The sequence below is a fragment of the Marinimicrobium sp. ARAG 43.8 genome, from assembly GCF_050113635.1.
In the GTDB taxonomy this organism is placed as follows: domain Bacteria; phylum Pseudomonadota; class Gammaproteobacteria; order Pseudomonadales; family Cellvibrionaceae; genus Marinimicrobium.
The window spans coordinates 902731-921840 of the sequence record NZ_JBNJLT010000001.1 but is presented as its reverse complement, the minus strand read 5'-3'; the positions used below and the strand labels follow the sequence as shown (position 1 = coordinate 921840).

At 57.2% G+C, this 19110-nt stretch carries 11 protein-coding genes; 6 read left to right on the top strand and 5 right to left on the bottom strand.

Translation table 11 applies throughout. The features are described from left to right. Positions 1-49: 49 nt before the first annotated feature. Positions 50-1678, bottom strand: a complete 1629-nt coding sequence (locus tag ACQCLF_RS03850) for a methyl-accepting chemotaxis protein (protein WP_426984964.1) — start codon at positions 1676-1678, stop codon at positions 50-52. Between the two features lie 266 nt (positions 1679-1944). On the opposite strand from ACQCLF_RS03850, the gene ACQCLF_RS03845 reads away from it, so the two are divergent. Further along, complete coding sequence (locus ACQCLF_RS03845; protein ID WP_426984963.1) at positions 1945-2520, top strand: NADPH-dependent FMN reductase; 576 nt, start codon at positions 1945-1947, stop codon at positions 2518-2520. Here ACQCLF_RS03845 and ACQCLF_RS03840 read toward each other — a convergent pair. Then, on the bottom strand, positions 2510-4759 hold the full coding sequence (locus ACQCLF_RS03840) for a methyl-accepting chemotaxis protein (protein ID WP_426984962.1): 2250 nt from the start codon (positions 4757-4759) through the stop codon (positions 2510-2512). The two genes, ACQCLF_RS03845 and ACQCLF_RS03840, sit on opposite strands and share 11 nt — an antisense overlap. A 419-nt stretch (positions 4760-5178) precedes the next feature. On the opposite strand from ACQCLF_RS03840, the gene ACQCLF_RS03835 reads away from it, so the two are divergent. The 4 genes from ACQCLF_RS03835 to ACQCLF_RS03820 all read left to right on the top strand — a co-directional run bounded on the left by ACQCLF_RS03835 (position 5179) and on the right by ACQCLF_RS03820 (position 14448). Continuing rightward, the gene (locus ACQCLF_RS03835; RefSeq protein ID WP_426984961.1) at positions 5179-7626 is read left to right on the top strand and encodes a glycosyl hydrolase; all 2448 of its coding nucleotides are present in this window, start codon (positions 5179-5181) and stop codon (positions 7624-7626) included. 167 nt (positions 7627-7793) lie between these two features. Further along, on the top strand, positions 7794-10724 hold the full coding sequence (locus ACQCLF_RS03830; protein ID WP_426984960.1) for a TonB-dependent receptor: 2931 nt from the start codon (positions 7794-7796) through the stop codon (positions 10722-10724). A 69-nt stretch (positions 10725-10793) separates the two neighbouring features. Continuing rightward, positions 10794-11618 (top strand): polysaccharide deacetylase family protein, encoded by an 825-nt coding sequence (locus ACQCLF_RS03825; RefSeq protein ID WP_426984959.1) that lies wholly within the window; start codon positions 10794-10796, stop codon positions 11616-11618. Positions 11619-11934: 316 nt separating this feature from the next. Next, a complete protein-coding gene (locus ACQCLF_RS03820; RefSeq protein WP_426984958.1) occupies positions 11935-14448 on the top strand; it encodes a glycoside hydrolase family 3 protein in 2514 nt (837 codons plus the stop codon). A gap of 87 nt (positions 14449-14535) precedes the next feature. Here ACQCLF_RS03820 and ACQCLF_RS03815 read toward each other — a convergent pair whose 3' ends face one another. Then, positions 14536-15675 carry a helix-turn-helix domain-containing protein gene (locus ACQCLF_RS03815; RefSeq protein ID WP_426984957.1) on the bottom strand — a complete coding sequence of 380 codons (1140 nt, stop codon included), beginning with the start codon at positions 15673-15675 and terminating at the stop codon, positions 14536-14538. A gap of 177 nt (positions 15676-15852) precedes the next feature. Between ACQCLF_RS03815 and ACQCLF_RS03810 the strand changes: the two genes are divergently transcribed. Next, positions 15853-16821: an alpha/beta hydrolase gene (locus ACQCLF_RS03810; RefSeq protein WP_426984956.1), complete on the top strand. Its 969-nt coding sequence runs from the start codon at positions 15853-15855 to the stop codon at positions 16819-16821. Positions 16822-16867: 46 nt separating this feature from the next. On the opposite strand, the gene serA is transcribed toward ACQCLF_RS03810, so the two are convergent. Continuing rightward, on the bottom strand, positions 16868-18097 hold the full coding sequence (gene serA / locus ACQCLF_RS03805) for a phosphoglycerate dehydrogenase (RefSeq protein ID WP_426984955.1): 1230 nt from the start codon (positions 18095-18097) through the stop codon (positions 16868-16870). Between the two features lie 143 nt (positions 18098-18240). Then, positions 18241-18981, bottom strand: coding sequence for a tRNA (N6-threonylcarbamoyladenosine(37)-N6)-methyltransferase TrmO (tsaA, locus tag ACQCLF_RS03800; RefSeq protein ID WP_426984954.1), 741 nt, complete (start codon positions 18979-18981; stop codon positions 18241-18243). Between the last annotated feature and the right edge of the window lie 129 nt (positions 18982-19110).

Sequence of the window (19110 nt, the reverse complement as noted above, 5' to 3'; positions counted from 1 at the left end):
ATTCGATCCGGCGTGATGAAAAACGGCCCGCTGTATGCGGGCCGTTTTTTTATACGCGAAACCGCGTCAGCAACTCCGTCAGCTGGTTGGCGGCGCTGACAATATCGCGTGCGCGACCCAGCGTGTCTTGCGCGGCGGTGTTCACTTCCGCGGAGTAGGTCTTGACTTCATCGAGATCGTGCAAAATTTCCTGGCTGGTGGTGACGTGCTCTGCCAGTGCGGATTCAATGTCGGACACCAGCCGCTCCACAGCCTGGGTCTCGACAAGAATCGCCTTGACCGTTTTTCCCCCTTCCCGGGTTTGTTCCACGCCCGCATTTAACGCCTCCACCATATCGGACATTTTGTGGCGAGTTTCCCGACTGCTTTCTTGAACGGCGTGGATGGTTTCATCAATTTCGCGGGTGGCTTCAGTGGTGCGTGACGCCAGTTGCCTTACCTCGTCGGCGACCACCGCGAAACCGCGGCCCTGCTCACCGGCGCGCGCCGCTTCAATGGCAGCATTCAACGCGAGCAGGTTGGTCTGTTCCGCCACGGCATCAATCACGGAAATCACCGAGGAAATATTTTCAATGCGGTGCACCAGGGTTTCGATACTTTCCTGGGTAGCCTGTACGCTTTGGTCGATATGGGAGAAACGCTCGACCGCGTCGGAGATTAACGTCTGGCCTTGATCGGCAATCGTGCTGGCCTGCCGGGTTTGTTGGCCGGCTTGCTGCGCCTGGCTCATGGCTTGCTGAGTCTGCTGGTTGAAGGTCTCGGCGGCACCGGCAATTTTTTCGGTGGTTTGTCGTTGCTCGGCGGCTTTCCCGGTGCTCGTTTCCGCACGCTGGACGATGTCGTCGCTGACTTGATTCAGGGTTTCCCCGGAGCGATGAATCGCGCTGATCAGGTCTCGCAGAGAGTGGCGCATAGTGCGTACAGACGCGGCGATGCTGTGCTCATCATCGGAGGTTATCGTCTCGCTGCCGGTATCGGTTAAATCCCCATCGGCTACCCGGCGTACGTCGGCCAGTACTGTTTTGGGATCGCCACCCAGGTCGCGCAAAATCGTACGCACGGTTAGTTGTACGGGAATGAGAATAATGGCCGCCAGGGCGATACTGATCAGCAACAGCTGTTGCGCACTGCTCCAGAAGCGGGCATTGGCTTCGTCAAAACCGATGCCGGTGCCGACAATCCACTGCCAGCGGGGAGAGCGCTGGGCGATGGAAAGCTTATCCTCCACGCTGCCGTCGTCCTGGGCCTGCGTCCAGGGGTAGGTGGCTAACTGGTCTCCGGCGGTGTCCAGGGCATTCAGCAGTATGTCGCCGACGCTATGGCCATTGCTGTCAATGAATTCATGGAAACTGGTGCCGTGCAGCTCGGGGTCCAGTGGGGCAGCGACAAAGTCCAGATTGGCGTCGGCCACATAAACGTATTCGGATTCGTGGTAAATATTGTTCCTCAGCAGGCGTGTGGCAATTGCCTGCGCCTCCTCGTCAGTCAGAGTGCCGTTGGCGGCGAGCCTCTCCAGTTCGACGACGGTTTGGTAAGTGCTGGTGAGCAGTTGTTTGACCCGGGCCACGTTGTCCTGCTGAGTAGCCTGTCGCAACGTGAACAGGCTGATGGCCACAATGGCCGTCAGCCCAAAAACGACCAGCGCACTGACCAGCCACATTTTGATTCGGAGGGACATGGGAGAAACCTCGCTCGGCGGCACAGGGGGTTTGCCTGTACCCTTTTATTTGTTCATCGGCTTATTCGTTTATCGGTGGTAATGGGACAACCTTTAGACAACGTTGTCCAAAATACGCCTGTTTTGTTTAAATTTCAACCACAAGATGAAAGCAGCGCCTGCGGCGGTTCACCGGGATTCATGCCCGGCGACGCGATACCCTATAATGGGCTCGCCTTTGCGCAAGCGGGGCTTCTGCTATGCAACTGACCTGGAGGCTTTCCCCGATGTCTGTAACGTTGTTGGCCCTGGCGGGCAGTGCCCGTCAAGACTCACTCAACAAGCGTCTGGTGCGCGCTGCCGCCGATAGCGCCGAGCGGGCGGGCGCCCACGTCACTTTTGTGGACCTGAATGACTATCCACTGCCTATCTACCACGGGGATCTGGAGGCCGAGCAAGGGGTGCCGGAAGCCTCGCGGCCGCTGCGCAAATTGCTGCGGGAGCACGATGGTTTGCTGATCGCTTCACCCGAATACAATGGGTTTGTCACGCCGTTGCTGGTTAACACACTGGACTGGCTCTCTCGTAAAGATGGCGATGAGAGCGGCCTGGCGCTGTTCGGCGGGAAATATGGTGTGCTAATGTCGGCCTCGCCCGGTCCGATGGGCGGCATCCGCAGTTTGGCCTCGGCGCGTCAGTTTTTAGGCAACCTGGGCGTAACGCTGTTGCCGGGACAGCTGGCGGTGCCTCAAGCTCATCAGGCGTTTGATGAGCGGGGCGCCTTGAAAGATGAGGGGCTACAGGCTCGACTGGACAGCTTGACACAAACGCTGGTGAAAACGCTGTCGGCGCTTAAACCTTAATGTCGCTGGTCAGCTTGAGGGTGCGTTGGGTCATTCGTTGTTGAGACTCGGCGCTGTCGGCCAGGCGGGCAATCGCCTGGTCGGTGTCCTCTACCCGTGCAATCATGTCTTGCAGGCGTTGGCGTAGCCGCTCTGCTCTGTGATGCTCATCCCGCGAACGGGTTTGCAAGCCATCGGTAATCGTGCGTGCGTCGGTGACGGTTTCGTAAATACGCTCCAGCACACGCTCTGCTTCCAATGTTTGCTGAACGCAGAGTTGGGCACTTTCCTGTTCGGCCTGGAATCCTTGGGCGGTAAAGGTGACTGTATCGCGTAGGCGATCCACCAGAGACTGTATCTCCACGGTGGCATCCTGGGTGCTGGCGGAGAGCCGTCGAACCTCATCGGCGACCACGGCGAAGCCCCGACCTTGCTCGCCGGCACGAGCGGCCTCAATGGCGGCATTCAGGGCCAGTAGATTGGTTTGTTCGGCCACATTCTTGATGGTGTCGACGACGGCCACGATGTCATCCGCCGCTTTGGTCAGATCCCCCATGCTGGTATCAGAGCTCAGGATTTGCCCGCGCAATTGCTCTACCTGCCGCGCCGCGCCCGTCACCTGCGCGCGCCCTTGCTCGGCAAAACCAGCGGCTTCATCGACACGCTGAGAGATGTGACTCAACTCGTCGCCGATGGACTCCAGAGAGTGGCCGGCCTCACCAATTGCCGCATCCAGCGCGTTCATGCCGGATTGCTGTTGCCGCACCTCGGTGCGGCTTTGTGCGCTGGTGTCGGCATTCTCATGGGCGGCGGCCGCCGCGTGGCGTATGGCATCGCTCACTTCGGCCAGCGTTTCGCGCAGTTGCTCAAAGAGGGTGGACAGGCTGCGGCTGATATCGCCGATTTCATCGCCGCGCTGGTCGTCGAACAATAAAGTCAGGTCCCGCTCGCGGGTGGCTCGGTCAATTTGCCCGGCCAGTCGAACCAGAGGACGGCTCAGCACCCTGGAGAACGCCCAGGCTCCCAGAAGCGCGAGTCCGACCAGAATGACCGAGCTGGTAAACGCGCTGCTCACAATCGTGGTGCGCAGTGCGTCGAGGCTGGAAAACACCTCTTCGGGCGACTGTTGAACAATCAGGGCGTAGCTTTCCGAGCCCAGGCGCAAGGGCTTCCAGGCGTAGAGCTGATGCTGGCCGTTGGGGTCGGTCGCTTCGCCCAGCCCTTGCTCTCCCCGCAGGGCGGCGCGCACCGGTTCCAGGGCTTTGGGGTTCTCTACCGGAAATCCGGCACGTGGCTGGGTGGCCAGTTGGCCGCCGGGGGTGACGAGATAGGCCTGCCCGCTATCGCCCAGCCCCAGTGATTCCCACTGACCGTTCAGCGTGACGGTTTTTGTCAGTTCCTCGACGGGAATCTCTGCCACCAGATAGCCAGTGGGTTGGTCTGGACTGAGCTGATCGTGTAAAACGCTGAGCCCGAGGTAGAACACGGGCTGGCCCCGGTGAAACGGGGAGGCGGATAACCTGGACAGCATGGATTTGGCCGGAGGTGCTTCCCGTAACTGCTGTACCAGAGTCGCTAAATGGGTGGCGTTGAACGGGCCCGTTTTAAGAGATGTTCCCAGATGGGGGCCTTTGCGAACGGAATAAATGACCCGTTCCCCCTCGCGGTCAATCAACATCAAATCGCTGAATCCGAAGCGCTGGGCCAGATCCCGAAAACTGGCGTGATACAGGCGGTGCTGCTGGGTGTAGATCGTGCCGTCTTCGCGATCTTCCAGGCTCTCGAAGTGACCGGGGCCGTCGGGGTTGGTTTGCAGGTAGTAGTGCTGAATCAGTAACGCTTCGTAGCGCATGGCGTCCAGCCAGGCTTGCCAGTCTGGTGCCGTGCCGCCAGAGGCCCGACGATAAAAGGGGGCATACTGCTCTTTATACCACTGTGCCAACTGTTCGCGTAGCGTGGCCTCGTCGGTAAACGGTACTTCATAGCGATAGGAGTCGAAGGGCCGCACAAACCGGTAGAGAGCGTCTTGCGTCATACGGTTGTGGGCTTGCGATTGCAGTAATTCGCTGAAATGCTCGAACTGCTGATGCAGGGCGTTCTCCCGGCCGGCGGCGATGGACAGAAACTGCCGCTCCAGCGCTTCGGAAACCGCGCGGGAGCTGTGGTTCATTGCCCACCAGCCGGTCACACCCGAGGAGCCGATGACCGCCAATGCAGTGAGCAAGGTGGCACCCAGCATGAGACGACTGGCAATTTTCATACAGACCTCGTTCCTATAAAGGGGCACTGTAGAAATTTGCGGTGACAGTTTTGTGACAGCGGAAGAAAAATGCGTCAACGCCCACTGGAGGGCAGGCCGCTGACGAACGCCTGGTTGCGGCTTCCATTCTTGTCACTTTAGGAGGCGGAGAAAGGTGGGACACCTGTTGTGGATCGGACTGTCTATCTTGCTAGAAGCGTTGACGTTCTGTCGGCGCTGGCCGTGTTCGCCTTGTGCAGGCGTCGCGCGCTCTACAACAATCGAATTTGGAGATAATCAAAATCTGGCCTCCGGTGTAGAGGCCAGATAGGGCGGTCCCAGTTTTCCTGTAGGGGAAAGTGGGGCGACATCACCTTCAATATGTCGTCTGATCGCGCTCATAACAAGCATGAATCATTGTTGGGGGTCTTGTGTTGAGGGTGTTGAAAGTCAGTTGGGCGTTGTTATTGCCGTTTGCGGTATTGTCGGCCTGTAAGCCTGCTGGCGAACACGGGGCTGGCTCTGTGGGAAACCATATCAGCCCCCAAAGCTACCAATGCGAGCCAGCGGACCCTGGCGGTCGATTGCAAAGCGCCGGCGTCGTCCACCCCGAAGTGCCCTCCTGTGAGGGGCTGGTCAGGCCCAGCGCTCGTCAGCCACAAATGCTTCCCCCTGCATCCCGCAAACCAGTGATGGCCCACCGCTGGTGGGGAAATGTCACCTTCTTTGGAGCGCATGCGATTGGTGATGCCGAGGGCATTGGCCATATCACGCCGGACCCAATCATGGCACGTATTACCGAGCGTGGCGCCCGTATTATGGGTATTCCGGTTGGGCTGGAGGTTCAGGAGGATGGTGTGACCTACCCGGTGCCGGAGCCACTGGAAGAGGTTTATGACGGGATTGCCCTGGCTAATAGTCTGTACGCGGACTTGGATGCCTTTGTGCGGGACTACAGTGATGGCTCCGTTACTGTGGAGTGGCGTGATGGCCACCGGCCCGTGATGGCGGCCACCTTCGTTCAGGGCCTGCCCTATGTGTACCTGAGCGTGTATCGTGGTGAACTGGTGTTGAGAACTCACGCTGCCCAAGGGGACGGGGCGGGCATTTTCCATGAGGAGGACGATGCCCTTGGCCTCTGGACAGGTGTGGTGGGCCAGCGCAATCACTTTCTGGTCTCCGGGCAAGGAGCCATCCGCCATGAACGCCTCTCTGAGCGGGATTTGCAAATTTCCAGTCAGACCAGCCATTTCACGCTGACCTGGCTGCCAGCCGGTGAGTCGGCACCCTCATCCGCGATGATCGCGGACTTTTTGCAATATGCCCATCAGCCGGTGGACCAAGTGCGTGTGGATTATCAGGTCGACCCCGCGGATTTCTCGGTGATGATCACTCACCAATACCTGTATCAAAATCGACCGGTGAAGACCATGGCTGGGCTGCAGCCGTTGCACTGGAAGAACAGTGAGCAAGCGCTTACCCATTATCAGGTGCGCAGCAGCCGGGGAATGTTGCGCTTTGCTGAAACCCAGGGGTTCCGCTACCACCTGCCCTTTGTGGGGGTGTTGCCCGGCCTGCCGGCGGGCCTGGGAGAATACGATTCCGAAACGTTGGCGAGGCTGATTCGTGAGTTTGTGGCGAAAGGACGCCTTAGCTGGGACACACGCAGCGATACGTATTGGGCAGGCAAACAGTATGGCAAGGTGGCCGAACTTGCATTGCTGGCACGCACACACGGCCTGGGAAAAGAAGCCGATCAGCTGATCGGCGACCTCAAACTCGCACTCGAAGACTGGTTTACAGCCGGGGAAGGGGCGGAAGGCAAACCGGCCCGTTACTTCATCTACGACAAGCGCTGGAACACCCTGCTGGGGGTGCATGAGTCCTTTGGTTCGCACCAGGCGCTCAATGACCACCACTTTCATTACGGCTATTTCGTGAGAGCTGCGGCAGAAATCTGCCGTGTAGACCCGGCCTGGTGCTCTCAAGAGCGATGGGGCTCAATGGTGGAAATGCTGATTCGTGATTATGCCGCCGGCCGGGATGACCCGCAGTTTCCCTATTTGCGTCATTTCGATCCGGCGTTTGGCTTCTCCTGGGCCTCCGGCTCAGCCAATTACCTGTTGGGCAACAACAACGAATCCACCTCTGAGGCAGCCAACGCGTATGGGGCAATGATTCTTTACGGTCTGGTCACTGACCAGCCCGAGCTGGTGGATCGCGGGGTGTACCTGCATAGCTCATCCACAGCAACGTTTTGGGAATATTGGAACGATATCGACGGATTTCATGAAAAATCGGCGGAGTATCGCAACTTTCCCGAATCCTATGGCAAATTGACCACCTCCATCATCTGGGGCAGCGGACACGTACTGACCACCTGGTTTAGTGACGCTCTGGCTCACACCCTGGGTATCCAGGGGCTGCCGGTTAATGGTCTTGTGCTGTATCTGGGGCAGCACCCTGACTACTTGCAGGAGTATGTGGCACTGGGTTTGAGTGAAACCGGCGACGGCAAACCTTCCGGGCTGCCGGACAATCAATGGCGGGATATATGGTGGAGTATCTGGGCGATGACGGACGCTAAGTCGGCGTTGGCTGATATGCTGTCCTACGGAATGGACTACACGCCTGAAGAGGGGGAGACGCTGGCCCACACCTACCACTGGGTGCATACATGGCAGGCGCTGGGGCACCTGCTTTCCGGCGGTGGGACCTTGACGGCGGATTATCCTGCCGCCGTGGTTTTTAGTAATGGCGCACAACGTACCTATGTCGCGTACAATTTCGATCAACAGGAGCGCGACGTGGTGTTCTCGGACGGTGTTCGCCTGACCGTCGCACCGGGGCGCTTCGAAGTCCGCCAATTGCCTGAAAACCCGCGCTAGAGCGGTGTCTCGCTTTGTGAAACGTAAAGTGAGACAGGCCATGTTGGGCCTTTTCGGCAAAGTGGGACGACCTTGGAAGGGCCTAGGGCAAATAATTACCGTGGAATGATCGGTTGGGTAAAGGCTGATCGTCATAACAATAATGCTGTCGTTAGAGGATAAGCTCCATGATGAAAAAACACAGTTTTAAGAAAAAGCTCATTGCCTCCACTGTTGCTGCCAGTGCACTTTGCGGATTCGGTTCTGCCGTTCACGCTCAGGGTGATGAACCCCTGCTTGAGGAAGTTGTCGTTACCGGGATTCGAGCCAGTTTGACCCGTGCAATGGATATCAAGCGTGATTCCAGCGGTGTTGTCGACGCGATTTCTGCGGAAGATATCGGTAAGTTCCCCGATACCAACCTGGCAGAGTCTCTGCAACGCATTACCGGGGTATCGATTGATCGTAACAATAACGAAGGCAGTAGAATTACCGTTCGCGGGTTTGGTCCAGATTACAACCTTGTGTTGTTGAATGGTCGTCAAATGCCCAGCACTGGTGATAGCCGGTCTTTCGAGTTTGGCGATGTGGCTGCCGATGTGGTCAATGGCGTGGAGGTTCACAAGACCTTCAGCGCGGATAATGTGACCGGTGGTATAGGCTCAATGGTCAATGTCAAGACGGCTCGTCCGTTGGACAACCCGGGCTTGAACTTTACCATTGGCGCCAAGGGGATGATGGACACCACCAACGAGGTTGGTGATGACATCACGCCGGAGATTTCCGCCATCATCAGCAATACGTTCGCAAATGACACCATTGGTGCTCAACTGGCCCTGTCCTACCAAGAACGCGACAGCCGCTTGGTGAATGCGGATATTGATAACTGGCGCAACAACTTCCACAACGGCGAGATCGATATGTCGCTGGTAGAAGATAATCGGGCAGATCCGGACGGTCCCACCTTTTACCCGCGTAACTTTGGTTACGGCATTGACGATATCAGCCGCGAGCGGCTGAACGGTCAGGCGGTATTACAGTTTACACCTACAGATACGATCGAAGCGACACTGGATTACACCTTTATTGATGTCGATTATGAAGCCTTAAACACCGGGACCGGTATCTGGTTTAGTGACACTGGCGCGACTCTGACTGACGGTATTATCGATGAAAATGGAACGTTCGTTTCCGTTACCGAAACTGGGGAAGACTACGCCTCAAACATCCGCCGCAACACCTCAGAAACCGAGCTTGACTCGATTGGTTTCAATGTCGAGTGGCAGGTAAACGATAGTCTGGCCTTGACTCTGGATGCGCACGATTCCTCTCGTACAAACCAAGGGGTTGGTCGCGGTAATGATGCCTTCCTGATTCTGGGGGCGGTTGAAATTGACCAAAAAACCTACGATGCGACGGGCGGTCAAGAAATCCCTTACATGCACATCGACTTCCTTGAAGATGGTGTCGGTGTCGAAAATGGCGTGCCCACCGCCGCTTCATACGACTCCCTGTTCGCACAATCGGGCATTAACATCAACGAGTCTGACGTGCAGCAATTCCAGGTTAGCGGTGTGTGGGACACCAGCAACACCAGTGGTCTGGTATCGATTGACTTTGGCGCCGCTTATACGGAGATTGCCAACCGCTGGCGTTCGTACAACACCGGGCAGCTGCCTTTGGGCTGGTACTCGGATAACCAGGACCTGTGGCCCGAGGACATGTTCACGACCTTGCCAACGGCTGGACTGTTCCCGTCGTTCTCTGGTGGAGATACCAACATCCCTGTGTACCACACATGGGACTATGAGCGTGGTGTAGCGATTGCCGAGCAGCAGTGGGCAGATCATGCGGCGTCGCCGCTTCCCGACTGGGGTACTGCGCCAGAGGGTACTGTGATGCGCGCCGACACCGCAGGTAACCCTGTCAGCGACCACCGTGTGACAGAGGAAACTACCTCGGCCTATGTACAGTTCAACTTTGAGGGTGACCTTTCTGGCATGCCTGTTCAACTGGTGGGTGGGCTGCGCTATGAAGAGACGGACATTGTCTCCAACAGCTTCCAGCAGGATCCGACGCAGATTGTCTGGCAGAACCCAACTGAGTGGGGTACTAACCTGGCTGCGGAAAGCACCTATACCAATCGTACCGGTAACTATGATGTGTTCTTGCCAAGCTTGGATGTAGCGCTTAATATCCGTGAGGATTTGGTGGGTCGTTTCAGCTTCAGTCAGTCCATTACCCGGCCTACCCTGGGTAATATGATTGGTACTCTGTCGGTGACGGATCGACCAAAGCCGGGCGAGCGTTCAGGTAATCAGGGTAATCCGAACCTGAGACCCTTCTCTTCCGACAACCTGGATCTGTCCCTTGAGTGGTACTACGGCGAGTCGAGCTACGCATCAGTGGGCTTGTTCGTGAAGAAAGTGGACAATTTCATTGTTGAGCAGTTTGTGCCAACCGAGGTGTTGAATCTGCGTGATCCGCTCCAAGGCCCCAGGGCTGAGGAGGCGCGTAATCAGCTTGCCGATGACGGCCTGGAAGCTACTGATGCGGCGGTGTTTGATCGCATCAATCAAAACCAGGGTACCTCGGGTCCAATCACCCAGGCTGGTGATGATCCTCTGGCGTCTTTCGAAATCTCGACTCCCAGCAATATGGAAGAAGCGACATTGCAGGGCGCTGAGTTTGCGATACAGCATAACTTTGGCGATAGCGGGTTTGGTACGATTGCTAACCTGACCTTGGTTGCAGGTGATCTGTCCGTTGACAACTCATCAACTGACTTCCAGTTTGTCTTGCCGGGTCTGAGCGATTCAGCCAACTTGATAGCGTTCTACGACAAGAACGGGCTTCAGGCGCGTATTGCCTATAACTGGCGCGATACTTTCTTGAACGGCGTGGGCCAGAACAATACTCCAATTTACACTGAGGAGTATGGGCAGGTGGATATATCCGTCAGCTATGATCTTCCGTTCTTTGATGGTCTGACGATCTTCGCTGAAGGTATCAATGTAACGGACGAGTCGCCACGGCAGTACGCTCGTTACAAGAACATGTTCAAGCATGCTGATCAGTATGGAGCGCGCTATAATATTGGTGCTCGTTACACGTTCTAAGCTTGGATATGGAAGCGTACAAAAAAAGCTGCTCTTCGGAGCGGCTTTTTTACGTTGGAGAAGGTAAAAATGATGATGAAAACCCTATCACCCTTACTGGGCATGTTCACTCTGGTGTGGGCGCTGCCGACTTTCGCCGACGACGCCGCGTTCCAGTGGCCTGAGGGTGCTCGCGCGGCGGTGAATTTGGCGTATGACGATGCGCTCGCCTCACAGCTGGAGAACGTGGTTCCCGCGCTGAACGAGCGTGGATTTCATGGCAGCTTCTATGTGCCGGCGGCGGCTCCTCTGTTGATGGAGCGCCTGGAAGAGTGGCGTGCGGCCGCGGCTCAGGGGCATGAGCTGGGTAACCACTCGCTGTTTCACCAGTGCAGTAAAACCCTGCCCGGACGGGAGTGGGTGCCGGATCATCAGGACCTGAGCCAAATACCAGCCGCAGCCTACGCGGAGCAGATCGCTCTGGCCAACCAGTTCTTATTCCTGATCGATGGCAAAACCACCCGCACCTTTACCCCGCCTTGTGGCGATGTCCAGATTGGCGATGTGGACTACCTCGGGCCGGTCAAACCGCTCTTTGTGGCATCCAAATCCATTGGTGCAGGGGGCGTCACCCCGACAATGCAAGGGCTTGATCGTTATAGGATTACTGTCGCCGTGCCCACGGACGTGACTGGCGAAGAACTCATCGCCGTCGTCGAGGAGGCCGCTCGCAAAGGCACGATGGCCAACTTCACCTTCCACGGCGTGGGAGGCGACCACCTGAGCGTTTCCGTGGAGGCGCACAATGCGTTACTGGACCATTTGGCCGCCCACCCCGACCGCTACTGGGTGGACAGCTTTGTCAATATTATGAGCTATGTGAAACGCCAACAATCGGATAAAGGCGGAAGTTAGAACCCCAGGAGCTTAGAACGGGGCAGGCCGCTACTGGCGTCGGGCCTGTCCCACCTTATCGCACGGCCCGCCCTCCCAAAGTGGCATAGGTCACCTTTAGCCCGGTCCCCAAAGTGGGACGACGCTTTCCAGCCCACCGATAACAATGCAAAGACGGGCGAGCTTGGGACTTGTTCGTGGTTGTGAGCGACGTTATCTCCTGGCAAGTGACTCAACGTCGTACTCTCCTTGATACCGTTCGGCTCCGGGGTTTCCTCCGGAGCCTTTTTTCTCCCAGCCTGTTTCTCCCAACCTAATAAACACAGTGAGATCGACAATGAAGAAGTCCATGACCCGCTGGGTGCCCCTGACGATGGCGTTACTGGTCGGCTGTAGTGGCACCGGTCCCTCCAGCACCTCCTCCAACGAATCCCGTGACCTCACGCTTTGGCCCGAACACCGCTCTCCACTGACTCAAGCCGATGCGTTTGAGGGACAAATCGACGCGCTGCTGGCCAAAATGTCGGTGGAAGAAAAGGTGGGGCAGCTGATCCAGCCCGAGCTGCGTAATGTTACCCCGGATGATGTCAGACGCTACCACCTGGGCTCTATCCTGAATGGTGGAGGTTCGTTTCCATCGGGGGATAAGAACGCGCCGGTAGAGGCCTGGCTGGAGCTTGCCGATGGCTTCTACGAAGCGTCCATGGATGACAGTGATGGCCACGTCGCAATTCCCATCCTGTGGGCGACGGATGCCGTGCACGGGCACAACAACGTCAAGGGCGCGACGCTGTTCCCGCACAACATCGGACTGGGAGCCACCCATAACTCGGAGCTGATGCAGCGGATTGGAGAAGTCACGGCCCACGAGGTGGCGGTGACCGGCCTGGACTGGAATTTCTCTCCCACCTTGGCCGTGGCCCGTGACGATCGCTGGGGCCGGACCTACGAGGCGTATTCCGAAGACCCGGAAATGCTGCACGACTACGGTCAGGCCATGGTGGCTGGCTTGCAGGGCGAAGTGAATACGGACGGTTTCTTCGGAAAAGGCCACGTGGTCGCCACGGCGAAGCACTTCCTGGCCGATGGTGGTACGGAAGGTGGTATCGATCGGGGTGACGCGAAAGTCAACGAAGAACGCTTGCGTGACTTGCATGCGCAAGGCTACTTCGGGGCGCTGGACGCGGGTGTGCAAACGGTCATGGCGTCTTTCAGCAGCTGGCAGGGTGAAAAGCTGCACGGCCACCACTACTTACTGAACGACGTGCTGAAAGGCCAGTTGGGCTTTGACGGTCTGATCGTGGGTGACTGGAACGGGCATGAATTTGTGGACGGCTGTCGGCAGGATAGTTGCCCGCAAGCGGTCAATGCCGGTTTGGACATTTTCATGGTGCCGGATCAGTGGCGTGAGCTGCACGCCAACACAGTGGCCCAGGTTAACAGCGGCGAGATTTCCCAGGCCCGGCTCGATGACGCCGTTCGCCGGATTCTGCGGGTGAAATTCCGTGCAGGCATGTTCAATAAAGGGCTGCCCTCCGAGCGTGCTTACGCGGGGAAAAGCGGGGTGCTCGGTTCAGAGAAGCACCGTGCCGTCGCACGTCAGGCGGTGCGGGAAAGTCTGGTGCTACTGAAAAACAGTGACCATCTATTGCCGCTCAGCCGCGAGACTCACGTACTGCTGGCCGGAGACGGTGCGGATAACATCGGCAAACAGGCCGGTGGCTGGACGTTGACCTGGCAGGGCACGGGGAATAGCAATGACGACTTCCCGGGTGCCTCCTCGATTTACGATGGCATTGCAGACGCCGTGGAAGCCGCTGGTGGTTCGGTGGAACTGAGCGAAAGCGGTGATTATCAAAGCGCCCCGGATGTGGCGATTGTCGTGTTCGGTGAAGACCCTTACGCCGAAATGCAGGGCGACCGCTCCAACGTGGACTTTGATTCTGAAGCCGGGCTGACACTGCTCCAGCGCTTCAAAGCCGACGGTATTCCCACCGTGGCGGTGTTCCTGACCGGGCGCCCGCTCTGGGTGAACCCGGAAATCAACGCCTCCGATGCGTTTGTGGTGGCGTGGCTGCCGGGCTCCGAAGGCGCGGGTGTGGCCGATGTTCTGTTTCGCGATGAAGCCGGTGATGTGAATCACGACTTCCTGGGTCGCTTGTCGTTCTCCTGGCCGGCTCGTGCCGATCAGACACCGTTGAACCGTGGTGACGGCCAGATTCCGCTGTTCCCTTACGGTTTTGGCCTGAGCTATGACGACAATGGCAATCTGGGGCCGTTGACCGAAGACAGCGGTATCAGCGCGAGCGAAGCACAAACGCGCCTGCCACTGTTTGACAACCGGGTGATGGAGCCGTGGCAACTGGTGCTGAGCGATGTCAGCGAGCGTCAACGGGTGGTTTCCGGCAGTGAATCACGCCTGCCTGGCATCGAGGTCTCCTCAACAGATCGCAACGTTCAGGAAGACAGCCGCACCGTGCGCTGGAACGGCAGCAGCCTCGCGGAAGTCGCTTTGCGCTCAGAAGGACGGGTGGATCTTGGCGCCTATCGTGATCAGGGAACCTTGCTGGTGAACATTCAGGTTGCTAAAGCCCCGACCGAGTCCGTTCAGCTTGGCATGCGCTGCGGGCAGGACTGCGTTGGCAGCGTTGATATTCAGGATTGGCTGACGGCGGTCAAACCTGGCGAGTGGCACACACTGGCGGTTGACGTGGAATGCCTGGTAGAACGTGGCGTCGACCCGGCGATGGTGTTGTCCCCACTGTTTATCGCCACCGAGGGCGAGCTGGAGCTGACGCTTCACAATGCCCGAGTGGTGACTGACAGCGATGAGCAGGGCGTCTGCCCCTGATATTGGCGTTGTAGTACCGTGGTGGTTCGGGAGAAATACTTGAGCCACCACGCTTTCCTTGATACAGAACCGCCGTCGCTATCCAGTCTATGAAGCTTTAATCATCCGCTTGCGATACTCCGAGGGCGACTCCCCCACCAGCCGTTTAAAAAACCGGTGAAAGGCCGATTTACTGTTGAAGCCGGATTCCAACAAAATATCCAGCACCGTCTTTTCCGCCATTCCCGGATCGGCCAGTAAACGTTTGGCCTCCTCAACTCGATAGGAGTTGATAAACTCAAAGAAGTTGGTCCCAAAGTGTTTGTTGATCACCGAGGAGACTTCCTTGACGGGCAGGTTCAGACGTGCCCCGAACTGTTCAATATTCAGGTTTTGCTGCAAAAAGACTTTGTCCACCGTCATCGCATGTTGCACCCGGTCAATGGCGGAATCGGAGGGTTTGTCTTCCGCCGGGGCACGGGTTTCTTCCGAACGCGTCACGAGTAATTGATGAGCGTAGGCCAGGCTATAGGTAAACAGGCCATTGATCAGAATAAAAGTGATGTAATTGTCGGCAATACCGAGGTAGTCAGCTATCTGGGGAGAGCTGTATTTGGCCAGGATGTGTACGAATACCGTCCAGGTCCAGCTGATGAAAAAACCCAGCGTCAGAACATTCAGCCAGCGTGGCTCGGTGTTTGAAAAGTGCGAGTATTCGTCTTTCAGCTCGGAGCGATAGCGCTGCACCAGAGTGACAGCCGCAAAGGAATACACCAGCGGTACCAGCTTGGCGGCGTCCCACAAGAACGTTACCACTCGCTCGGGCTGGGCTTCTCCCAGTGTCCAGATGTGGCGGAGGTCGTTGCTGTCGATGCTGAAAAGGACCATGAGCAACGCAGCTGACACGGCTGGAGCCAGATGGATCAAATGGATCGGTTTTAACTCAAAACTGGCTCGAGTGATGGCCGCCACATAAAGGTACAGCGATGGACCCTTCAGCATCAGCGCAATCATCATGAAGTACGGTATCCAGAACTGATCAATAGTACGGGTCAGGTGTACTTGATCGTTCCACAGCACCAGTGTGGTTGCAGAGCCGATGGCAATGATGAGCAAAAACGCTGTGAGAAGGCGGTCATAAAGACGGTTTTTGGCGGGCAGGGCAGCTTGCAACAGGGCCAGCAGAATACTCTCGGCCACCGTCATTAAAAGTACTACATCGTGAATATTGAAAATATAATCTTTCATGAAACCTGGCAATGACCGTCTTTATTTTGATATCAGTAAGCCGCTTAATCTGGCATATTTCCCAAGTGGCGGCAACCGTGGGTTGAAAATTTCTTATGGTCTTTTCGACCATAGATTGCAAGGCCTGGACGCGTGTCTGCTAGACTGCTTCCAGTGCACGTTAAGGAGCCGTTCTCTGTGAAAACTGAGTCTCATCTTCCCGATTTTTCTGGAATGATCGACCAACTGACACCTCTGGTCTTCGATCCCGACCACGATGCGACGGGGCAGGACAATCCCCTGATCCAGGCTTACCTCAACCACTACCGGATGTCATTTCAGGCGAGCGTGCCTGGCACCCTACACCGGATGGGCAAGGTTGTTCAGGGCGACTGGGAGTTGGCCGTGCATTATTGGCTGCCTCCCGAACCCCGAGGTTCGATGGTTATTGTACACGGTTATTTTGATCACTCCGGACTTTATGGTGAAGCGGTTCGTTTTGCGCTCAAACATAATCTGGCCGTACTGGCTTATGATCATCCAGGTCATGGGTTAAGCACAGGCCCACGCCTGGTGATTGACAGCTTTGACCGGTATGCGGATGTGCTTCAGCAACTGTTGGAGCGCTCACAAGCCCTGTTTCCCGGTCCGAGGTTTGCTCTTGGTCAAAGCATGGGGGGTGCCACCTTGCTGAATCATCTGTGGCGCCACGGTAGCGCGCTCACCGGGCGCACAGCCTTGTTGGCACCGCTGGTATTGCCCAAGGGCTGGCGGCTTAGCAAATGGCTGTACGCGCTGTTGCACCGCTGGGTACGGGAAATTCCCCGCGTTTTTACAGACAGTTCACACGATCGGGATTTCAATCACTTTCTCGCTCATGACGATCCGTTACAACACCGTCAATTAAGTGTGGAGTGGGTAGGCGCCATGAAGGCGTGGGATCAACAGTTTCGGCGTTGGCCCTTGCGCAACGATGAGTTGCTGATTGTTCAGGGTACGGGGGATGATACGGTGGATTGGCAGTACAACCTGCAGCAGATTGGTCGTCGGCTTCCCCGGCTCAAAGTCGAAACACTGAGCGGCGCACGCCATCATCTCGTCAATGAAACCGATCAATATCGCGAACCGGCGTTTGCGGCGGTGGAGCGTTTTTTCTTTGCAGACTGAGCGGCGGGCAGGCGTTGCGCACCCACCGCTCGGCGTTACCAATCGCTTAGAAAAGAACGCGACAACGAATAGTGCCTTCAATGTCTCTCAACTGCTGTAACACTTCCGGGCTGTACGGCGAGTAGATATCCAGCACCACATACCCGACTTTCTCGTTGGTTTGCAGATACTGCGCCGCAATATTGATCTGGTTGTCGGAGAAGATGCGGTTGATCGCGGACATGACACCCGGCACATTGGCGTGTACGTGCAGCAGGCGGTGCGCATCCGGGTGGCCGGGCAGGGCGACTTCCGGGAAGTTGACCGAGCTGGTGGTGGTGCCGTTGTCGGAGTACATAATGAGCTTCTCGGCCACTTCGACGCCAATATTCTGTTGCGCTTCCACCGTTGAACCACCGATGTGCGGGGTCAGAATCACATTGTCCAGGCCGCGCAGAGGGCTGATGAATTCATCATCGTTGCCTTTGGGTTCCACCGGAAACACATCAATGGCCGCGCCGGCGATTTTATTCGCCTTGACCGTTTCGGCCAGGGCGTCAATATCAATCACCGTGCCCCGCGAGGCATTGATCAATATCGATCCGGGCTTCATTTGGCTCAATTCTTCAGCGCCAATCATGTTTTTGGTAGAGCCGGTCTCCGGCACGTGCAGGCTCACGATGTCGGACTTATTGAGCAGCTCGTTCAGGCTGCGTATTTGCGCTGCGTTGCCCAGCGGCAGCTTGGGGATGACATCGTAAAAGCACACGTGCATCCCCAAGGACTCGGCCAGCACACTCAGCTGACTGCCAATAGAGCCGTAGCCGATAATGCCCAGGGTTTTGCCACGAATTTCGTAGGAACCCGTGGCGGATTTCATCCAGCCGCCGCGATGGCAGGCCGCATTTTTCTCAGGGATACCGCGCAGCAGCAGGATGGCCTCGGCAAGTACCAGCTCGGCCACTGACCGGGTGTTGGAGTACGGCGCGTTGAACACCGCTACCCCGTGCTCCTGAGCGGCCTGGAGGTCCACCTGGTTGGTGCCGATACAGAAGCAGCCCGCAGCGATCAGCTTGGGCGCATTCTCAAAGACGTTGCGGGTCAACTGGGTGCGTGAACGCAGCCCCACAAAGTGGGCGTCCTTGATACGTTCAATGAGTTCATCTTCAGCGAGCGCGGTTTTGAGATAGTCGATATTGGTGTAACCGGCGGCGTTAAGGGTATCGACGGCAGACTGGTGGACACCCTCGAGCAAGAGAAACTTGATTTTGCTTTTGTCCAATGACTTACGGCTCATGAACGTTGTCACCTCGGTTGTATCGGATTGGCTAACCGGCTATTGGAAATAGGGCCTGTGGAAAGGGGTAAAAGAGGGCGCGAATGATACCATATTTCCCGCCCGATGGCGCTTTCAGCGGCACAGCACCGTCCTATTGCTCATTACTCGCCATGAGGGGTGACACTGGTGACGATCAGGCGGTAGCCCGGAGTGTCACCGGACGGATTCCTCTGCGTTTGATAGCACCAATGGATCTCTGCGTTCTTTAACCGCATACCGTAGCGGCGCTCCGGGTCGGGCGCCTGATACTGGGGACGAGGATCCTGTTGCAGAATCTGCCGCAGCAACGTCTCCCAGTCCTGTCCGGTCTGGTCGGTCAGTTGTTGGCAGGCGGCACTGGCTTCCGGGGTAAATACCACCTCAATCCAGTCCGGTGCCTGGGCGGCAAACCGGTTTTCGGCGTCGGGCAGGCAGTCCGTGTAGGGCACATAGGGCTTGATATCCAGCACCGGAGTGCCGTCCAGCAGATCGATGCCGGAGAGCGCCAGCCATATGCGGTCAGTGCCAACGTGAACCCCTTCCAGTCGAACCACTGACAACCCAATCGGGTTGGGCCTCAAGGGCGAGCGGGTCGCGAAGACACCCAGACGTCGGTTTCCGCCGAGCCGGGGCGGACGCACCCGGGGGCGCCACTGGTCACTGGGCGGCTGGTGAAAGACAAATTGCAGCCAGAGGTGGCTGCACTGCTCCAGCCCCTCCAACGCCAGGGGATCATTAAAGGGCGGTAGCAGCTCCAGTTCCGCGCGGGCCGCCGGAGCCAGGCCGGGCTGGCGGGGGATACCGAATTTCTCCACAAAGCAGGAGCGCACGATACCGATGGGTTGAAACGTCAGAGGGAGCATTTGAGAACCTTTCGGACTTCGCGTAATCTTAATCGGGCCGCTCCTCTGAGGAGCCAGCTTGTTAACCTGGTCTTGGTGCCGTCAGTCGCAAGGTCGGGCGGTCGGGTTTTCGTCGTCAAGCATTGTTCA